Below are 21,078 nucleotides of genomic sequence, written 5' to 3'. Positions count from 1 at the left end.
TTTTCTTGTGGGGTGGGCATCCTGCCCGCCCAGAACGGGCAAGATGCCCGTTCCACAAAGAATGAGTTTTCTTGTGGGGTGGGCATCCTGCCCGCCCAGAACGGGCAAGATGCCCGTTCCACAAAGAATGAGTTTTCTTGTGGAACAGGCATCTTGCCTGTTCCTAAGCAAGTAATTGAGAAGGGTGTCAGATGTGAATTAAAACCGACGGCAATTGTGAAGCAACTTGATAAAGGGGAGTTTAGCCGTGAGTCGGGGATTGAAACCTCCCGCCCTGGATTGAACAAGTCCAAGGTATTTTGGATTAGAACTATTGCTTGTGGCATTTTGACTGTGGGTTTATTTAGTTGCGCTCAAACCCAGACCAATAGCCTCTCTCCAGAGGCAGATGCTAAACCCAAAGTAGTTGCTACCAGCACAATTATTGAGGATTTGACCGATCGACTAGCGGGCGACGAAATTCAGTTAACAGGAATTTTGCAGCCGGGAACAGATCCTCACGTTTACGAACCCGTGCCAAAAGATTCTCAAGCTTTAGAAAAAGCTAACTTAATTTTGTATAACGGTTACAATTTGGAACCGGGATTAATTAGGATGATGAATGCCGCCGGAATTAAGGCGAGGAAATTAGCAGTGGGGGAAGTTGTCAAGCCTTTGCTACTGAATAAAGAAGGTAATACCGTACCCGATCCGCACGTTTGGGGAAATGTAGAAAATGTAGTTCAAATGGTGGAAGCGATTCGGGATGCGCTAATCGAACTGTCGCCGGAAGATCGGGAGAAGTTTACGCAGAATGCTGTGAAACTTACTGAAGAGTTAAAACGCTTGGATAGTTGGATCGAAAAACAGATTAAAACTATTCCAGAAAAGCAGCGCAAATTAGTCACAAGTCACGATGCTTTTCAATATTACAGCCGCGCATACGGATTGGGAGAGGCTAACAGTTTGATCGGGATTAGTACCGAGGAACAGCCGAGCGCTCAAACGGTGCAAAAGCTAGTAGAATCGGTGAAAGCTGCGGGAGTTCCTGCTATTTTTGCTGAGACTACAATTAACCCGCAACTGATTAGAACAGTGGCGGAGGAAGCGGGGGTGAAATTGGCGGCGCAGCAACTTTATTCGGATTCGATTGGGGCACCCGGAAGCGAGGGCGATTCTTATGTGAAAATGATGTCGGCTAATACTCGCGCCATCGTCGAAGCTTTGGGGGGGAAATACACGCCGTTTGAAGTTAGCAAGTAGCAAGTATGGTGCGTCAGAATAGTTTTATTTTCTGTGCGGATAGGGTGACAGCTAACTGATAGCCGTTTAAAACAAGAATGCAACTGTAGGTAATATCCAAACCCGATAGTCATCCTTGATTCCCAATCTAAAATCTAAAATCTAAAATCTAAAATGGTCTGACGCACCCTACAAGTTTCAGTTTACCTGCTTCGACAAAATTAAATTAAGCACGTTCAACTCGTTGGAACTTAAAAGATATTTATCTGTGAAAATCTTTTCTCTACTTTGCTCTAAACTGTAGCTTCTAAACACGATAAATGGAAAGTCTTGATACTTGTGCCCGATCGGCATTACACTGTCTATAGGGTAGATCGATCGCACATAAGCCGACAAAATATCCCTAAACCGCCTGTCTTCCGGTTCTTCCAGCCTGCTGTCAGCAAAATACTCCTGCATTTCCTCCCCGCTGACAAAAGCAAAAAGCGGTATGGCATAATAGCGATCGAACTGCTGACTCTGCTGTTCGAGATACTGAGTTTTCTCGACTTCGCTGTTGAGAAATTGCAATAACTCGATCGCACCTCCTGTTATAGCCGATATTACATTCTCCGGGGACGAATCGCTATCCCTAATTAGACGCATTTTGTGCAGCAACTTCTTCTCTAGACATTCCTTAATTTCTCGATGCAGCGACATCTGGTATGTTTCTACCAAAGTGCGATCGGCTAGAGGTACGATCAACAAACTACCGCAAACATGACCGAGTTCTAAATTATCATAGCTCAACAAACCATCCAGCGGATTACACTTCTCCAAAAATTTACGATTAAAATCATCCCGCATTTCCAGGTAAGAGTTGCCCTTTTGACGCGAGTCATCAGAATTCGTCAAAACAAACTCCCCGCGACTCAAAAGCTGTTCCAGGCTCGTATAAACCTCCTTAAACAACATATTTCCTCGCTGGCTCTCGCTCTTTAGTGTCTTAATTAGAGCCGCCATTTTGCTGCTAAAAGTATCCCCGACTGCGGAAACCGACTTACCGCCGATGGGAATCATCAAAAACTTTTCCCTACCCAAATATCCATATCCCACAATCCGCGTCATCACCGCAGTCTTCAGAATTAGCAGTAAATTCAACAAACTCAACTTGCTTTCTTGTAAAGAAAGTTCCGCATCATCAGCGTAATAAACTGCTGTATCAGACAGATAAAAAACCAATTCTTTGTCTTCACCATCAAGGGTTTTACCGTTATCATATTCTCCGCGTCCCCGATAAATCACCTGTATGATTTCCATCAGATTTTTCTCAATTTGGAAGCGGGGAATATCCACTAAAATATGCTTAGTTTTTGGGAAAGAAAGTCCACGACTTCCCGATGCAGTCATAAAGATTACTTTAGCTGTATTTTTGTATTTCTGTATTTTTTCTTTCTCCTCTTCCGAGATATTCGCGTGGACTTCCAGATAATCGGTATAGCGATTAAATTCTCGCTCATTTTGGATTTTATCAATCAACTCCGCCAATCTTCGCTTATCCTGAATGTAGACGATAATTTGTTCAACTCCCGGTATTGCTAACCGCTGATTGATATCCTCAATTATTTGAGACTGTACCCGTTTTACCAAATCATAATTTAGTTTTAAAGAAATATCTTCAGTGAATTTAACAGCTTCTACAAACACCTTGTAAGTTATCTCTAAACTGCTAGCCGGATAGGAATTCGTATTGATAAGTTTAGCAGCTAATCGTTTAAATTCAAAAGGAATAACTTGTAAAGGCGGGATTTCCTCAGAAGTTTTTGGGAGCTTTTTGAAATATATTTTATCCGGTTCCGGCGAGGTATCATCGAGGTGTTGTTTAATCACATCCGGGTCAACAATCGAAGCATCGGCTACAATAATTTTAGTATTAAAACCGTGTTTTGGGTTGTGCAAGTCATATTTGTTAAGCAGCCTACCAATTCCATGCAAAAACTCAACGCCGCCGTCGTCTCCAGTAATTTCATCGATCATAATGAAAATGTGTTTGATGCGGCTGGAGATTTCTTGCATTTTAGGAGAAATGACTGCTTTTTCCCCCTTGTTGTAAGCATCTTGAAATATTTTCTCTAAATGCTGGAGAGTATTTTTTCCGGTTTCTGTCACCTTTAAAGACTGAATGGAAACGGTAGCCACGATATTGTTCGATGTTTTACGATTGATGAGCGAATATATTCCCTCACAAACGCTATTTAGCACTCCATGCTTTTTGCCTATCCTAGGTTTGATTACTGTTTCTCCCTTCCTTTCAAGTTGCGGCTGGTGATATTCCTTCCGCTGCATTTCGGCCCTGTTGTTGATGAAGTGGACACTTTTTTGTTGAAAATTTTCGTGATGATTATTTGCGACGTAGTTGACGGTACATTGTCCAAAATTGCTGTCTATAGTATCGGAACTTGAGTTAATGCAAAATAAGCGATTGTCGCACAGCAAACCAGTCTTTTTGTCTCGAAATTTATCGATGATATCTAAGTTGACTTGCTTGCGGGGACTGACGTAAAAAAACAAGAAACCGTCGTTTATATGGGTTTTGAGGAAATCTGCGATCGCCGTTGTTTTCCCAATTCCCGGATTCCCCGTCAAAAAGATATAAGTTTCATCAGATTGCAGTGCTTTGACAATCAATTGAGCGTGAGCATTTCTCAGATGTAATCCGCGATCGATTTGCAAATCATCGGCCAGTTTATCTGATATAATATCTATGGAATTAACAAAATTATCGATCCGCTCTGTATTACGTACAGGTGTAGAACTTTTGCCAATCGTCAACAAATCGCTGACAAACTTTTTGCCATTTTGAAAACTGCGAGCTGCGTTGAGTTGAATCGTATCTAAAACATCGCCGCGAGCATCGTTAATCTCTTTATTTTTCGCTTCCTGCTGGTAGATTTTGGCACAATTCGCCAAGATGTCAATTTTATCACTGCGGAGGGAAATTGCGCTAATTGTGCGATCGCTATAACCGACAACATTCAACAACACCTCAGCACCATCAGGAATCATACCAGTCGTTTGCAGAAAACCGTAGAAGCTGTGAGCGTAGCTACCAGCCTGAATCAACTTAGCGCTTTCCTTATCCTTATACTTAAAAGCCGTAAAATAGCGGTTTAAACCCTCCGAAAAGTCAATACCTAAAGTGCTAGTATCGATTCGCAGATTAGAAAAAACACTTTTCGATCGCAAATAGCTAATTTCTCTGAGCAAAGACTTCCGCATCACCTCTATTTCGTTGAGATTCTCGACTTTTTCCGAAGTCAACGGAGGAGTAAACACAGATAAATCAACGCACAGAATTCTAAAATCCTTACCATTTTGCAACAAAATCAGGGTATCAGCTTGCAAAAACTCGCCTTTTTTCTTGTAGCGGCGGATGTAGGAGTTAATCTCATCGTCTGAGAAATTTGGTGGTGCTGTTTCAAACTGAGATAATACCTTCTTAAACGCTTTAAAAACTTCTGTCTCATCGTCATTCTGGGTTCTAATACTGTTAGCACAACTCAAACTGCACTGAAAATACAAGATTTGCGATAACCTTAAAGTCCAGCCCGTAGATGTGAGGTACTCCCGGAAGAAATTCAACCCACCAATAAAGCCTTTTTGGACAAAAAATAGACTCCACTTCTCAACAATTTTAGCATCCAAACTACCGAGGAGATTAGCTTCCCTAGTTATTTCCGCCATCATCTTTGGCAATTCTAGTTTCTGTAAATCGAGACGGTAGGAATCTCCGAAATTGTGAGCTATATTTTCACGCTGAATATACGCCAGAATCCCTATATTAAATCCCACCTCAAACAGCCGTCCCAAATCTTCACCAATCATGATTAATACCTCCCTCATCCACATTCAAGACTTCTCTTACCTTATTCAAAAATGCCAGGGAATTAAAATCCGCACTACCGCCAGCATGACTAAATACAGACAAAGCACCCACCGATTCATCGCCAATAATTCGCTCGTAGGGGTCAAGTTTTAAACTAATATTGTGACGAGCTTCATACCGAGAAAAGTGGAATATTGTTAGATAATGTAGCAAATTATTTTTGATTACACCATCATAAATCAAACCTTCACGAATATCTTGATCGTCTAGGATACCTTGATAGATATTCAACAGAGTCGAGTAGGAAATGACACCGTTATAAAAGTTTTTTTCCTCCCTGACTCTAATTCCGTTAAACAAGTTGAAAAACATCACAGCTTGCTGACTGGTATCTGCAAACAAGCTTTCAAGCTCCATTGCATCCTGAATGTAAAAGGATTTTCCCCTATCGCCTAGGAAACTGCGGACATAGTATTTATCAAAGAATATCGGATAAATTTTGATATCCCGCCTCTCTCCCTTCAAAGTTCGGAGCAATTTTTTTGACATGAAAGACAATTCCTCATCTTCCTCAGTCTGAGTAATATGCAGCGTACTCATGTAAGGTGCTTGCGAAATATATGCGAAATTCCGATATCCTTGCTGATAAAGCTGACTCATTGAATCTTCAAGGATTAACGGCTCAGAATAAAGACGGCTGACACTGTAATTCTCGGAAAGTGTTTTCAGCATTTCGACTTGAATTGTACTGTCATCTAGACGATTGATTCCGACAATTTCTCCGATTAAGCAGGCTTGTCTTTGGAAGCGGTTTTGATTGCTTCTTTTCGCATCACTATCCCGGCTGGAAACGACAATAATTGCCAATTTATCCAACTCAGGGGCTAGCTGTACATTATCATCGAATCGAAACTTTTTAGGAAGGATTGAATACAGGGAACTCAAACCGTTACGAATTGTGTAACCATTGGGCGTTTTTCTAATCCGAAATCCTTGAGAAGTTGAGCGTTGTTTTTCACTCAAAATATGAGACAATGTTTTAGAAAGGTTAGCCATAAACACTTCTGACGGCGAAGGGTGATTGTGGTCGCCTTCGTGGAGCCTCACCATCGGAATAAACAAGTTGTCCGCAGCACTTTCGAGCAATATCCTCAGACAGATATAGGACAGCAGCAACATGGTAAACTTATACACAAAAATTGCTGCAGGTTGTAAACCTTTATCGCCGCAGTCTAGTCGTCTATCGTCATAGGGAAACACAACTAATTTGGTCTGAAAATGTTTTTCGTAGATTTCTCTAGAGCGAGGGGCTTTAGGTGCAGAAAGTACAGGCAAAACATCGACACCTTTGATATTGTATTCCATGCTAAAATTTTGGCGTTCATCAGTTGGGAAATACCGGACATCTTCGATGCTGATATTGACGGGTAGCTGACAAATAGATTTTTCATCGACACTAGGTTCTTTGACGGTAATATAATGAAGCGTTTGCTTGTAATTTCGCTCCATAATGTCATTAAAAAATTTACCATTCGTCAAAATATTGTCAATATCTTCTACCAGACCTATTTTGAGGTTTACGTGTCGCGTTTCTGTGCGGGTTGGTAAAATTGTTTGACGCTCCAGAAAGCCTTTTAGCATTCTTCTCAGATGCGTAATTTTGTGTTTTATGTTAAACTGATTAAGCCCTTTAATAAAGTTGCGAAAAAGCTCTTTTTTTTGCTCATCGTTAGAACCTTGCAAAACGGGCAAGACTCTTTGTTCAAATAGGGATCTAGGCTGATGATTTAGTTCCGATTCCGGGTCGTAATTTTGTGCTAGTGGGTCATTGCGGGAAGCCAGCACAAAATAGTAGAGCAATGCTATTTTTAACAGTTTGCGGACGAAGGTTTCGGGATTAGAATCCTCATCAAATTCTGCTTGATGTTCTTCACTGTCGGGATTTAGCAGGTTCAGATAATACTCAAATACATCTTTTCCACCGCGCGCTTGAACTGAGTTATCAAATTTGATTTTGAGGCCAAAGATAAACTTACGCTCGTTACGATAATTGTCCGTACTTTCTCCCAAGTAACCTGATACAATAGGAATAATTGGCAGTGTATCTAAAAATTCCGAACGGGCAAATATCTCGCGATAATTAACTCGAACACCAGCATAATTAACTTCGTACTCGCCATCGGATTTAGTTGGGTCGTTGATGTATTCTTCTATCAATCTGAGGCGGCGAATTAAGTCTTCTAAATAGATGATGCCTACAGTATCTGTGCTGCTTGCGCGGATGTGTTCGAGCAGATACTCTAAGTAAGTAATCTTAGCTTCTTTTTGAATTTTGCCGAGAGTTTCTTTGTCTACCAGTCGGATTAATTTGTGAAAATCCGATTCAGGATTTTTAACCATCTCATCAAGACGGTGGTTAAGGTCTTCTTTCTCACTGCTAGTCTCGGCATTTTCATTGATATAGTTTTGCAAACCCTGCTTGAGTTCTTGTTCAAAAATATCTGTATTTCGGACGGTAACGGTCAATTTATGCAATTTTAAAGCTGCATGGCTTCCAGTACCTCGGCTTTCCAAAGTTAGCCTTTCTTTTTCTAAAGAAGGGTGGCGGGTGCCAAAATCGTATTTAAAGCCTAACTCTTGGCCGCTTCCCCGAAAAGAGGGTGAGTCTAATGGACTAATCAAACTAGCGACAAACCTTTCAATAGAAGTATTTTGTGGCAGTTTAAATTCTAATTGCTGCCGCAAACACTGTTGAATCTGTCTAACTTGACTGCCAAAACGCTCCTCAATTTCCGGCGGTAAGTTAACAGTAGCAGAATGTGCTTGACGTTCCCCAGAACCCAGGGGTTGCCGCACTCGCTTGTTGGCAACATCCGCAGCAATGGTGTCAATATCAATTAGCAAGCGGCTGTTGTCTTCTGATACGCTAAACGGGTTTTTAGATTGCAAAACTTCTAAAATCTTGTCCAGCAAATCGCCATAGTCCACTGGAACTAAATCGCTGTCATCCAATCTTAAGAGGTTCACCCTGTTAACTCCTTCAAAAAGCTTGAATCCACTCTTTCACATCGTACTCAGTCCAAACCCCATTTACCCAATAAGGATCGGCTTCCACCAATTGTCGCACAGCCGCCTCATCTTCGGCTTCGTAAATTGCAAAAACTTTTGTTAAATCTTTCGTGGGCCCGATCGTACTTAATACACCCGATTCCTTCTGCTTAGCCAATCCGGCTAAATGAGCGTCTCGAAACGGCTCGCGTTTTTCGAGAACGTCTTCGCAGTAACTTCCCCACATCACATATTTTGTCACGGTTTTGAGCCTTAGATGAATTTGTTTAAAAGTTATTGTACAATAAGAGTAAGAGGTTTTAACTAAAATTTTAAGAAGAAGATTAATGAACCGCAGAGAGCGCAGAGGGCGCAGAGGAAGAGGGGAAAGAGAGATGAGTGTTAGATAGGAGAAGATGGCTATGACTTTATTAGACATTCGTTTGTTGACGGTTGAAGAATATCACCGAATGGCAGAAATTGGTATTTTTGAGGAAGACGAACGAGTAGAATTATTGGCAGGACAGATAGTAAAGATGGCTGCAAAAGGAACAGCACACAGTGCAGCGGTGACACGCACAGAGAAGTTACTGGAAAACCGTTTGGGAGAGCGAGTTTTGGTGCGGCTGCAAGATCCTGTTCGGTTAAATGATTTCTCGGAACCTGAACCCGATCTTGCTGTGGTCGTACCCGATCCGCTTTACTATGAAGACCACCATCCAACTCCGTCTGAAATTTATCTGATTATTGAAGTTGCTGATAGAACCCTGAGAACAGATTTGGGGATAAAAGCGACTATTTATGCTCAGTCAGGAATTGCTGATTATTGGGTTTTGGATGTTAATAATCGGCAACTTCACGTATTTAGAGAACCGAGTCAGGATGGCTATCAGAGTATAGTAGTTCTTGAGGATGATGCGAGTATTTCTCCTTTGCAATTTCCTGATTTTTATTTTATGGTTGGGGAGATGTTGCGGCCGTTGGTGTCAATTTAATTAACGTTAAAAATTGAGCCCTGCAGGGGTTGAAACCCCCGCATCAAAGCTGAAGTCCTCGCTATGAAGACTGAAGAGTTCATTAGTTACCAATTATGCACTTGAGACGGTTTTATTGCAAGAATTTGAGCTTCTTCGCTTTGCTCAAAATGGCAAATTTACCTTGTTATCTCTAAATCTTATTAGTCCTCTTGAGAGGACTTTAGCTTTGAGCCAGGGAATTCATTCCCTGGCGGTTTCCATTGCTGAGTAGCGGCCTCTTTAGCTTCTCAAACTAACGCCGAATTTCTCAACTAAAACATCGCGCACTTTTTGTTGTGCCGGTTCGACATCGGTTTCGCTCAAAGTTCGATCGCCCGCGCGGTAAACTAACCGAAAAGCCAAACTCCGCTGTCCCGCCGGCACGTTGTCGCCCCGATATTCGTCGAACAATTCCACGGAATCCAGCAAACTACCCGCCGCCTTTTTCATCGCACTCTGCATCTCAACAACCGGAACTTCAATCGGTGCGAAAAACGCAATGTCTCGGTCTGAAGCGGGGAAACTCGAATAACCCGCGAATTTGCGAGTTAAGTTGTTCGATCGCCCTAATTCACCCAACAGCACCGCTAAATCTAATTGAAACACGTAAACCTGCTCAGGCAAATCCTTTTCTTGCTGCAATTGCGGGTGCAACTGTGCGAAAATTCCTAAATGTTTCCCGTTTAACGATAACGCAGCGGTGCGGCCAGGATGCAGCCTTGTGGGGCGGGCATCTTGCCCGCCACTAATAGGATAAACATCCTGTTTACCATCATCTTGTCGATATTCCACCGACAAACCCAACTCTTGAAATGCGCTTTCCAAAATACCTTTTGCCTCAAACCAAGTCAAAGGTCGATCGCGCCCTCCCTGCTGCCATTTCCACACAGTCGGATCGCCGCCGATAATCCCCGCAACTGCATCCGCTTCCTTCATTGTGGGGAGTAGGGGTTGGGCATCCTGCCCGCCCTCTTCCTTCCAGAAAATGCGGCCGACTTCAAAACCGTTTAGCGCCCCATTTCCCTGTTCCAAATTGTACTGGAAAGCATCAATCAAACCCGACAGCATTTCAGTCCGCAAAGCCGAATACTCCACAAACAGCGGATTCGCCAGCACCACCTGATTGTCTCCCTCAGTTTTCACCAAAGAATAGTGCATCAACTCCGTCAAACCGGCAGCCCGAAAAGCCGATCGCACATTCCGAATTGCCGCGTATTCCGCCGACAGATAACCGGGTTCCGTTTTGCTGGGCAAAGTATCGCAGAAATTGTCATAACCGTGGAGTCTGGCAACTTCTTCAATTAAGTCAATTTCCCTTTCTAAATCGCGGTAACGGTAAGGAGGAACAGTTATTGCAAACACCCGTTCTTTTTCCGTTGCAACAACTTCGCAGCCCAAAGCTGTCAGAATATTTTTCACCTCTTCCGGTTCCAAATATTTAGAACCGCCCGTTTGTCCTCTTTTCAACTGCCCCAAAACCAGATTTACTCGGTCTAAACGCAATTCGAGCGATCGCGAAAAACTCAAATCCTCGCCGGAACTCGCCGTTTTCTGCACCGTCGCAGTGCCTCCAGCCAACTCCAAAATTAGGGCAACAGCGCGGTTGCAAGCCGTCGCCAATGCCGCCTGATTCACCCCCCGTTCGTAGCGGATCGATGCCTCGCTCCGCAGGCCTTGAGCGCGCGCAGAACGGCGAATCGTTGCCTGGTCAAAAATCGCGGCTTCCAAGACTAAATTGTGCGTTCCTTCGTGAACTTCCGTATCTTCGCCGCCCATTACCCCAGCTAAGGCAACGGGTTTGTCGCTAGCAGTAATTAACAGATTTTGAGCTTGCAAATTGCGGTTTTGTCCGTCCAAAGTTTTGAAGGATTCGCCTGTTTTGGCAAAGCGGACGCCGATGCTGATATCTTGAGTACCTGTGAAAGATTGCAGGCGATCGCGATCGAAAGCGTGCAGCGGTTGTCCCCATTCCAGCAAAATGTAATTAGTTACGTCAACTACATTATTAATTGGCCGCACTCCCGCCGCCTGCAACCGCTGCTGCAACCAAGCTGGAGAAGCAGCAATTTTCACACCTTCAATTGCCGTGCCGATGTAAATCGGGCATCCTTGCGCGTGGGATATTTCTACTGCCAAACCAGGACTTTCTTTGCCCTCAATCACCACACCATTCGCTTCGGGAATTCTCAAACTCGCCCCAGTCAGCGCCGCCACTTCCCGCGCTACACCCACCATGCTCAAAGCGTCAGCACGGTTGGCAGTTGCTGTCAAGTCTAAAATTACGTCATCTAAACCCAAAAGCGGGCGAATATCGCTGCCCAATTCGGGATTTTCTAACTCGAAAATGTGAATGCCCGCTGACTCTTTCGCCAGTCCCAATTCTGCCAGAGAGCAAATCATTCCTTCGGAAGGAACGCCGCGCAATTTAGCAGGTTTAATCTTTAAATCAATAGTCGGGAGAAAAGTTCCTACAACAGCGACAGGCACGTAGATGTCTGCCCTAGCGTTGGGTGCGCCGCAAACAATATTCAGAGCTTCTGAAGAGCCGACATCCACTTGACAAACTCTCAATTTGTCTGCATTCGGATGCTGTTCGCAGGCGATGATTTTGCCCAAAACTACGCCGCTTGCCCAAGGGCGGCGGTCTTCGATTTCTTCAACTTCAAAGCCTGCCATTGTCAGGGTTTCGGCTAATTCTTCCGGCGATATCGCCACATCCACCAATTCCCGGAGCCAGTTTAGAGAAATACGCATAATTTAGTCAGTAGTCAGTAGTTAGTTGTCAGTAGTTAGTTGTCCGTTGTCCGCCCCGGCGAACTTCGACTGTGTAGCCTCAGCATAAATTATCGGACACTCATACCACATTAGTTTATTTTTGTCAACACATTTTTGTGATTGACGCAAAAACGAGCGATGAGTCCAAAGGTCACTAATTGGTGACAAATTAGTAACATTCTCAAAATAGAATGAGGTATGCTAGAAGTATCTGACAGGACAAAGAGCATCTAAATTTAGCTCAATAGCTTTCATCTCCGCACTCTATCCGATCGAGGATGAGTGGCGGGATAAAAGCCCGCCCATCAAGGGGGTTCGAGGCCCCGTAGATGGACAATTATTTTTTATTTCAAGACTAACTTTCAAGCATGGTATAATTATGGCATGATTACAGCATATAAATACAAATTACGTCCTAACTCATGGCAAGCCAATCAATTTGATGAGTGGCTTAATTTGTTGCGGATGCAGTATAACTATAGGCTGTCAGAGCGTTTTAACTGGTATGAGTCCACTCGTTGCCCTCTCGATTCATGCTCTCTGGTATCATGCAGTATTGCTCCCATACTCGAACAGCCAGATTATTACTGGCAAAAGCGAGACTTACTCAATACCAAAAAGCTATTTCCTGAGTACAGACAGATTCATTCTCAGGTATTGCAGAATTGTGTTGAGAAAGTTAAAAAAGCTTTTGATCGATATATCAAGGCTGACAAAACTGGTCAGCGTTCTGGCAAGCCAAGATTTAAAGGGAAAGGTAGATATCACAGTTTCACCTATAGCCAGATGAAACAGGACTGCATCAAAGGTAATCGCATCACTTTACCGAAAATTGGTGACGTGAAGATTATCTTGCACCGTCCTATTCCCGATGGATTTAAAATCAAAACTGTTCAGATTGTCAAAGCTGCGGATGGTTACTATGTCACCTTGACTTTACAAGATGTCACCGTGCCAACCCTACGCTATGATATCAATCTCGATCGTGCAGTTGGTATTGATATGGGACTCAAGGATTTCTTGATAACCAGTGATGCTGATACTGTAACCATTCCTCAGTTTGCTAGAAAAGCCCAAAAGGATAAAAAACTGCGAAATAAATCTGTCTCTCGCAAAAAGAAAGGCAGTAATCGCAGACGAAAAGCTGTTAAACGTCTTGCTAAACATCATCAAAAAGTGGCAAGGCAACGCAGAGACTTTCATTGCAAGACTGCAAAGCGATTACTAGACAAATACGACCTAATTGGCTTTGAAGATTTGAATGTCAAAAGTTTGGCTAGAACTAGGATGGCAAAGTCAATCCTAGATGCTGGTTGGAGTGAATTCCTATCTATTCTGGTTTGTAAGGCTGAAAGTGCTGGCAAATTGGCTATAGCTGTGAATCCAAATGGCACTACCCAAAATTGTTCTAGTTGTGGTACTCGCATCCCTAAAACTATTGCCGACAGATGGCATAGTTGCCATGTCTGCGGTCTTGAACTAGATAGGGATGTGAATGCTGCAATTAATGTCAAGAATATTGCTGTCGGGCGGACAGTGATTAAAGCTCAGCGTGCTTCCGATGCAGATGCAGGATTAGCTGAGAAGCCCACCCTATACTCGTCCGCGAGTTAGGGTTGGGAGTCGTCACCAAGTCTTTAAACTATCTTCAAGGATAATCTACCGAAAAAACTCACAGCAGCGAGATAATCAAAATAGGGAAAAGATATCGGCCTAATAGACTTAGGTGCAATTCCAATTCGCAACCGGACGCACGGCCCGCCGGCAAATGATAGATCAGTATTTCTACCAGAAGCAGGAACAGGCAATTTGTGCGTCGATCGACGCTGACAAGATCAGAACAACATAGGCAAACTCAATCAACATGAGCTACTGCGTAAATCCGGGCTGTCCACATCCTCAAAACCCTGCTGACTCTATTCTCCAATGTCAGACGTGCGGTGCGCGGTTATTGCTGCGCGCTCGCTACCGAGTCATTGAACCGTTAGGACAAGGAGGTTTTGGAGCTACATTTCTGGCAAAAGACATCTCATTGCCCGGTCAACCGAGTTGCGTGGTCAAGCAACTGCGACCCAGTAGTTCGTCGCCGCGAGTTTTAGAAATGGCGCGGGAATTATTCAAGCGAGAGGCGAAAACCCTCGGCCAACTGGGCGACCACCCGCAAGTACCGAGGCTGCTAGACTATTTTGAAACCGAACAGCAATTTTACTTAGTTCAAGAGTATGTTAAAGGCTCGACTTTGAAACAAGAAGTCAAGCACTCAGGCCGTTTCAACGAATCGGATGTTAAAAATTTTCTATTAGAAATTCTGCCAGTAGTGCAATATATCCACAGCCAAGGAGTAATTCACCGAGACATCAAACCCGCAAATATTATTCGCCGAGTTCAAGACGGCCACTTAGTTCTGATTGATTTCGGAGCGGTAAAAGACCAAGTTAGCCAAACAATATTATTAGACCCCGCCGACCAAAGCGCCAACACGAAATTTTCAGTCGGCACATTTAGTTTTGCTCCCCCGGAACAAATGGCGCTGCGGCCGATATTTGCCAGCGACATCTACGCGGTGGGGATGACTTGCTTGTACTTGCTGACAGGAAAGTCGCCCAAGGATTTAGATTTTGATGGAGTAACCGGCGAAATTGTGTGGCATCCCCATGTTCAGGTAAGCCCAAATTTTGCGCGGATCCTCGAAAAAATGCTGAAGCCGATGGTTGGCCACCGCTTCCAATCGGCAGCAGATGTCCTCAGAGCTCTCTCTGGCGAATTTGAAGACCCAAGTCTTGTCGATGGCTTGGCAACTCAATTCAACGGCTCTTCTCGTGCAGTTGAAGAACCGACAATATTTAATGACGAGGGTTCTTCGTGGTCACGGCCTCAGAGCAAAATTAATCAAGATTTACGATCGAACCACACCCGCGCTGGTAGAAGTTCCTTCACCCAATCCGGGAACACGGGGATGCAGCCCAGAGTTTCCCGGACTCTGGCTGAGTCAGGCAGAACTTTCGGAACGGTTGGACATTCTAGCGGCAATTTAGCAGCGTCAAAGGTATCGAAAGTTGCTCCTAAGTGGGACACCAACAGCTTGCGAGCGGCATATTTTAAAGGCAAGCGCGATTTTGCTGACTGCGAACTGTCGGGCTTGCAACTGCAAAAATTGCAGTTAGCGGGAAGTAATTTTTATCAGGCTAGGTTGGTGAAGGCAAATTTGCAAGCAACGGATTTGTCGGGGGCGAATTTGGGTCACGCCCGGTTAACTCAGGCGAATTTGCGAGATGCCAACTTGACAGAGGCTTATTGCAGCACTGCCAATTTTGAAGGCGCGGATTTCCGAGGTGCTGACTTGACGGGGGCTTATTTGACTAAGGCGAATTTGCGGGGAGCAAATTTGTGCGGGGCGAATCTTACGAACGCTACAGTTTCTGAGGAACAACTGGCAATGGCAAAGACCAATTGGCTTACTGTTAAGCCGGATGGTAAGCGGACTTTTGGATTTTAATAAGTCAGTTGTCAGTTGTCAGTTGTCAGTTGTCAGTTGTCAGTTGTCAGTTGTCAGTAGGCAGTAGGCAGTAGGCAGTAGGCAGTAGGCAGTAGGCAGTAGGCAGTTGTCAGTTGTCAGTTGTCAGTTGTCAGTTGTCATAAGTTAACAGTCAACACTCCACAGTCAACAGTCAACAGTCAACAGTCAACAGTCAACAGTCAACAGTCAACAGTCAACAGTCAACAGTCAACAGTCAACACTCCACAGTTAACAGTCAACAGTCAACAGTCAACACTCCACAGTCAACAGTCCACAGTCAACTCCCCCAGTCAGGTGAGTCGTCAGGAGGAAGCTCGATCGCCGATCGGCCGCCTAAATTAAAAACTAGGAATGGAGGATTCGATCGCACCTAAACATGAAACTGCTCAACCGCCGCACTCGAACGCTTCTGTACACCGGCATCCTGGCGCTGGCCTACTTTGTTACCGGAAAACTCGCAGCGTCGATGCTGGGACTGGTGAAAGGCGAACCCTCCCCCGTGTGGCCGCCCGCCGGTATTGCTCTAGCGGCACTGCTACTGCAAGGGCGACGGATGTGGCCGGGAATTGTCCTCGGTTCGGTGCTGTTAAACTCTACCGGCGGTATACCGTCGGCTGTTATTGCCACATCGGCCTTTAGCGTCACCCTGCAAGCGCTGGCTGGAGAGGCTTTACTGACTTGGAGCGGATTTTCTACCAAACTCGATCGACTGCGAGATGTTCTGGCTTTAGTAGCGGGCGCTGTCATCGGGTCTACTCTTGTGGGTTCTATCCTCGGCAACTTGGGTACGTGCATTTTTGGTTGGGCTCAGTGGAGCAATTTCTCTCGCAACTGGTGGACTACGTGGCTCGGAGACGGCATGGGAATTTTGATTGTAACGCCCGTGCTGCTGACTTTGAACCACGTCGTTAACAGTTTTAAATTTCCACTAAAACTCAGATATTTCATTATTCTCAATTACTTGTTTAGGAACAGGCAAGATGCCTGTTCCACAAGAGATGAATTTTCTTGTGGAACAGGCATCTTGCCTGTTCTTGATAATGGTGTAAGAGGTGAGAAACAATCTCGGATTATTTCTATTTTAAAACCCTTTTTTAACTGGGAAAGTTACCAATCACAAGTTACAAATTATCCCCGGAGATTTCCTGCACCTGAAAACCGCTACAATCTTCTATTTTTAATCATTAATTATTCAGAAATAGCGCTCTGGCTGACTCTCTTGCTGAGCGTTAGCTGGCTATTTTTTTGCTCAAAAACACAAGCGGCGATCGCTCAGTATCCGCTGGAGTATCTGCCTTTTCCTCTAATAGTTTGGGCTGCCCTGCGGTTTCAACCGGCGGGAGCGATTTTTGCTTATTCGATCGTCTCTTACATCGCGATTTGGGGAGCAGTGCAGGGAGGCGGCCCGTTTTTGGCCAAAAGCGATAATCTCAAACAGGCGGTTTTATTTTTACAAGCTTTTACCGGTACGATCGCCCTTGTGGCTCTGATGTTGGCCGCCGCCGTAGCAGAACGCCAGCAAGCGCTCTTTGAGGTGCGCCGCACGGCCGCCATGCTGCGCGATCGCGAAGCTAGTTTAGCCAACGCTCAGCGCATCGCTCAGTTGGGAAATTGGGATTTAAATTGCGCCGCCCTCACAGCAACTGACAACTGCGAAGAATCCGCAGAACATCATATATCTAATATCGAATTGCGGTGGTCAAACGAACTTTACCGCCTCTTGGGTTTTGCTCCGGGAACTGTCAAACCCACACCAGAAGTTTTTTTGCAGGCTGTACATCCAGAAGACCGAGAATTGGTGGCGCGATCGCAGCGCCAAGCTATGTTTGAACGCCAAGCCTATTGCATTAACTACCGAATTGTGCTGGCAGATGGCTCCGAACGTACTGTCTGCGAACAGTCGGCCATTGAGTCAGGGGCGATCGCCGCCACAGTCCAAGACGTTACCGAACGCCACCGCGCGGAAACCGCTTTGCGGGCGTCCTCCGATCGCGATCGCTTGCTCTCAGAAATCGCCCTGCGAATTCGCAACTCCCTCGACCTCGAAGAAATTCTCAATACTACTGTTGCCGAAGTCCGGCAATTTTTCAAGGCAGACCGCGCTTTCATCGGTATTGTGGACGCGGACGGGGTAAATCTTCCTAGCCCGGTGTACGGTAAGGTTGTGGCTGAGTCTGTGGCAAGCCAATGCCGTTCTCTTTTGGGGTGGGTACTCGCTGACGAGAATCACCTCGAAAGCCAGAAAACTTTTTATGCTAACAACCGCGTCCGAGCTCTCTCCGATACTGCTAGCGTTCAACAGAGCGTTCCAATTTCCCAATTGTACAGCGATTATCAAATTAGAGCGACGTTAAATGTGCCGATCTTCCTGGGGGATGAATTGTTCGGGATCTTGGCCGTCAACCAGTGCTCCAGGCCCCGCCAGTGGCAGGAATTTGAAATTGATTTGTTGGAAAAACTCGCTACCCAAGTGGCGATCGCTCTACAGCAAGCCCAACTTTTGCAGCAGGTAAAAGCTCTCAATGCCAACTTGGAATCTCAAGTCGAGGAACGCACCCACCAACTACAGCAAAAAATGCACGAGTTGCAAGAAAGCAACCGCCTGAAAGACCTATTTTTGCACGCAGTTTCTCACAATCTCCGCACTCCTGTTATGGGAATGTTAATACTGCTAAAAAATTTGCTCAACAAATCGCCCTCTGACTCTCTACAAGATGTTCCGGTTTCTCGATCGATTTTGCAGCGCATCGTTCAGGCCAGCGAACACCAGTTGACTATGGTTAATGCCCTGCTCGACGCTCACGCTAGCGAGGTCAAAGGGATTGTTCTCAATACTGTACCGCTGCATTTGCCGTCTTTAGCTTCAGCCATTGTTGCCGATTTAGAACCGATTCTGGCAAAAAATCAAGCAAATTTGACTCAGGATATTCCGGCGGATTTGCCACAAGTCAATGCCGATCGCCAACACTTGCAGCGGGTGCTAGAAAATCTGTTGACTAATGCTATTAAACACAATCCTCCGGGAGTCAATATAACTTTTAAAGCCGAGGTAATTGAAGTTGAAACAGCGCTAAGTTATGAAGAAAATTCACAGGCTTTAAGAGCGCCCAATAATCCGCTTGGCCGCTGTATCGCTAACCGGATACCTGCTGCGGGCGATCGTCCTAGGATGGGCGAGAGCACCCAGAAAAATCAGGAAACCCTGGCCAAATTTAACCTCGACGGCAGTTGCAAAATGCCTCGCTATCAGGGTCAAATTGGCAATATCGGCAGCAAATTGCCCGAAGTCACCGTAAAAATGGTTCGCTGTACTGTAACAGATAATGGAGTGGGAATCAGCGCCAAACAGCGGGAATCTCTGTTTGAACTTTACGTTCAAGACCCTAATAGCCGACAATTAACAGGGCTGGGTTTGGGACTGTACCTGTCCAAGCAAATTATCAAAGCTCACGGCGGCTCGATCGGCGTCGAAAGCACTCCCGGCGGTGGTTCGACTTTCTGGTTTTCGCTACCTGCTGTCAACTCGGACGAGCCCTCTTTGTCAATCTAAAATCTAAAATCTAAAATCCGCGCAACCGCTAAGTTTTTCGACTCACAGTCAACAGTCAACAGTCAACAGTCAACAGTCATTCCGGTGCAACCGGAATTGATATAATCTAAAATGGTATGACCTATTTGGGCAATGCAAAATCAGTTCAGGCGTTAACGGTTTACGAGGTGTGGCGCGATCGCTTCCTCCGAGATCGGCTGCGCCCTGCTGTCGGAATTGCCATCTTTTTTGCCTTCACAATAACAGTCTATTTTCTGGGCGAAAGATTCTTCGCTCGCCAGGAGTTTGAAAGTGTTTATTTGTACACGAGCGCTGCTGTAGAATTGGGTTTGTTGACTTGTTTTGTGTTGCAAAAAACCTCCTTCGGACAGCGCTATCCCGGTTTGCTATTTTTGGGTTTTTCGTGGTCGCTGACGGTGATTGTACAGCTTGGGCTAGCTGTCGCACAAGCCGGGGAATTACCAATTTTTACCTGGAGTTTAGCGTTTCTAATCCAAGCTACGGTGATGCCCGTCCGCTGGCGTCTCCACCTGATTTCTCAACTCGGCGTTTTGTTTTGCCACGTCGGGATAAATTTGGTTTTAAATCTAAGTTTTGCTAAGTATACTCCTTTTAAGTTGACCGGGTTGTACTTATATTTGTTTTGGTTTTGTTTGATTTGCGATTTGTCGGTTTATTGGTACGAATGTCTGCAACGGAAAGAGTTTAGTACGAGGCGTGAGTTGGAATCTGCTTACCAGCAGTTGGAGGCGGCGGAGGCGAAGTACCGCAGCATTTTTGAGAATGCGGGCGAGGGGATTTTTCAAAGCACTCCCGATGGCCGTTATATTACTGCAAATCCAGCTTTGGCGCGGATTTACGGCTGCGATTCCCCGGAAGAAGTGACGGCAAAGTTTACTGATATTGAGCGGCAGTTGTACGTCGATCCGGCTCGCAGAAATGAGTTTTTGCGATCGATCGAGGAAAGCGGCACAGTATCGGATTTTGAATCTAAAATTTACCGCTCTGATGGCAGTATAGTCTGGATTTCTGAGAAGGCGCGGGCGGTACGGGACAGCAGCGGCGCTGTGCTTTATTATGAGGGTTTAATTGAGGATATCACGCAGCGCAAACAGGCACAAGAATCGCTGCGGCTCTTTATCCACGCTCTTTCTCACGACTTGCGAAACCCGGTAGCGGGAATGTTAATGGTGCTGAAAAATTGGCAGACGAAAACCGGGGATTCCATCGCAATTCCCCGTTCTGTTTTGGATCGGATGATTCAAGGTAGCGAGCAGCAATTGCGCTTGATAAATTCGCTGTTGGAAGTTCACGCCGGGGAATTGCGCGGTTTGGTTCTGCACTGCGAATCGGTTAACTTGAGGGCGATAGTTGAAGCCGCTGCGACCGATTTGGAGCCTTTAATGAATGAGGGTAAAGCTACTTTTAAAAATTTAGTCCCGGATGATTTGCCAGCCGTGAATGCTGACAAAACTCAGTTGTGGCGCGTGTTATCTAATTTAATAGCTAATGCTTTGAAACACAATTTTCCGGGACTGAATTTAACAGTTTCTGCTCAAGTAATCAAGGCTGAAAAATTAACTATAAATCAAAGGAGAGCAAAACAAGACATCGACAAATTACCGATTACCAATCCACAATCTCCCATTACCAATCCCCAATCGCCCATCCCCAATCCCGGAAGTAGGATGATTTACTGTACCGTGGAAGATGACGGGGCGGGAATATTGCCGGAACAGTGCGAACATCTTTTTGACCTTTACGCTAGGGGCGATCGATCCCGACACTCCGTCGGTTTGGGTTTGGGTCTATATCTTTGTCGGCAAATTATTAATGCTCACGGCGGCCAAATAGGGGTAATTAGTACTCCCGGTGCTGGGGCAAGTTTTTGGTTTACTTTGCCGCTGGCTGAGAATTTGCGGTGATTTTTTTTGTATGTTTAATTACATTAAATCTAGCAATCGTGCCATATATTAAGAACGTTCTTAATTGCGGAAACCCTTGCGAAATATGCTTCTGCCTTCTTCCTTCTTGCTGCGGCTATACTTGTGTTGTGCCGTCGCAGGTGCTTTTTGAGTGGTTCAAG

At 45.1% G+C, this 21,078-nt stretch carries 11 protein-coding genes; 7 read left to right on the top strand and 4 right to left on the bottom strand.

The genetic code is table 11. The features are described from left to right. Nucleotides 1-312: 312 nt before the first annotated feature. Nucleotides 313-1,242, top strand: a complete 930-nt coding sequence (locus QUB35_RS17425; RefSeq protein ID WP_445252121.1) for a metal ABC transporter substrate-binding protein — start codon at nucleotides 313-315, stop codon at nucleotides 1,240-1,242. Nucleotides 1,243-1,419: 177 nt separating this feature from the next. On the opposite strand, the gene QUB35_RS17420 is transcribed toward QUB35_RS17425, so the two are convergent. Genes QUB35_RS17420 through QUB35_RS17410 form a run of 3 tightly spaced genes read right to left on the bottom strand, consistent with a single transcriptional unit; the run spans nucleotide 1,420 to nucleotide 8,396 of the window. Further along, nucleotides 1,420-5,085: a helicase-related protein gene (locus tag QUB35_RS17420; RefSeq protein ID WP_333143050.1), complete on the bottom strand. Its 3,666-nt coding sequence runs from the start codon at nucleotides 5,083-5,085 to the stop codon at nucleotides 1,420-1,422. After that, entirely contained in the window at nucleotides 5,075-8,113 is a 3,039-nt protein-coding gene (locus tag QUB35_RS17415) for a hypothetical protein (protein ID WP_333143049.1), read from the bottom strand. Before QUB35_RS17415 ends, QUB35_RS17420 begins: the two co-directional genes overlap by 11 nt. Nucleotides 8,114-8,126: 13 nt before the next feature. Beyond that, entirely contained in the window at nucleotides 8,127-8,396 is a 270-nt protein-coding gene (locus tag QUB35_RS17410) for a YciI family protein (protein WP_333107441.1), read from the bottom strand. Nucleotides 8,397-8,556: 160 nt separating this feature from the next. Here QUB35_RS17410 and QUB35_RS17405 point away from each other — a divergent pair, with 160 nt between their 5' ends. Further along, nucleotides 8,557-9,129: a Uma2 family endonuclease gene (locus QUB35_RS17405; protein ID WP_333143048.1), complete on the top strand. Its 573-nt coding sequence runs from the start codon at nucleotides 8,557-8,559 to the stop codon at nucleotides 9,127-9,129. A 261-nt stretch (nucleotides 9,130-9,390) separates the two neighbouring features. On the opposite strand, the gene pheT is transcribed toward QUB35_RS17405, so the two are convergent. Continuing rightward, complete coding sequence (gene pheT, locus QUB35_RS17400; RefSeq protein WP_333143047.1) at nucleotides 9,391-11,904, bottom strand: phenylalanine--tRNA ligase subunit beta; 2,514 nt, start codon at nucleotides 11,902-11,904, stop codon at nucleotides 9,391-9,393. A 405-nt stretch (nucleotides 11,905-12,309) separates the two neighbouring features. On the opposite strand from pheT, the gene QUB35_RS17395 reads away from it, so the two are divergent. The 5 genes from QUB35_RS17395 (at nucleotide 12,310) to QUB35_RS17375 (ending at nucleotide 20,917) form a co-directional block, all read left to right on the top strand. Further along, the gene (locus tag QUB35_RS17395) at nucleotides 12,310-13,539 is read left to right on the top strand and encodes a transposase (RefSeq protein ID WP_333143046.1); all 1,230 of its coding nucleotides are present in this window, start codon (nucleotides 12,310-12,312) and stop codon (nucleotides 13,537-13,539) included. 250 nt (nucleotides 13,540-13,789) lie between these two features. Next, on the top strand, nucleotides 13,790-15,421 hold the full coding sequence (locus tag QUB35_RS17390) for a serine/threonine-protein kinase (protein WP_333143045.1): 1,632 nt from the start codon (nucleotides 13,790-13,792) through the stop codon (nucleotides 15,419-15,421). A 120-nt stretch (nucleotides 15,422-15,541) separates the two neighbouring features. After that, nucleotides 15,542-15,784 (top strand): hypothetical protein, encoded by a 243-nt coding sequence (locus QUB35_RS17385; protein ID WP_333143044.1) that lies wholly within the window; start codon nucleotides 15,542-15,544, stop codon nucleotides 15,782-15,784. A 34-nt stretch (nucleotides 15,785-15,818) separates the two neighbouring features. Next, nucleotides 15,819-18,992 carry an MASE1 domain-containing protein gene (locus QUB35_RS17380; protein ID WP_333143043.1) on the top strand — a complete coding sequence of 1,058 codons (3,174 nt, stop codon included), beginning with the start codon at nucleotides 15,819-15,821 and terminating at the stop codon, nucleotides 18,990-18,992. A gap of 116 nt (nucleotides 18,993-19,108) precedes the next feature. Continuing rightward, on the top strand, nucleotides 19,109-20,917 hold the full coding sequence (locus QUB35_RS17375) for a PAS domain-containing sensor histidine kinase (protein ID WP_333143042.1): 1,809 nt from the start codon (nucleotides 19,109-19,111) through the stop codon (nucleotides 20,915-20,917). The last annotated feature ends 161 nt before the right edge of the window (nucleotides 20,918-21,078 follow it).

Source organism: Microcoleus sp. B13-B6 (assembly GCF_036705405.1).
Lineage (GTDB): Bacteria > Cyanobacteriota > Cyanobacteriia > Cyanobacteriales > Microcoleaceae > Microcoleus.
The sequence above is the reverse complement of the archived record's forward strand: the minus strand, read 5'-3'. Positions and strand labels throughout refer to the sequence as shown.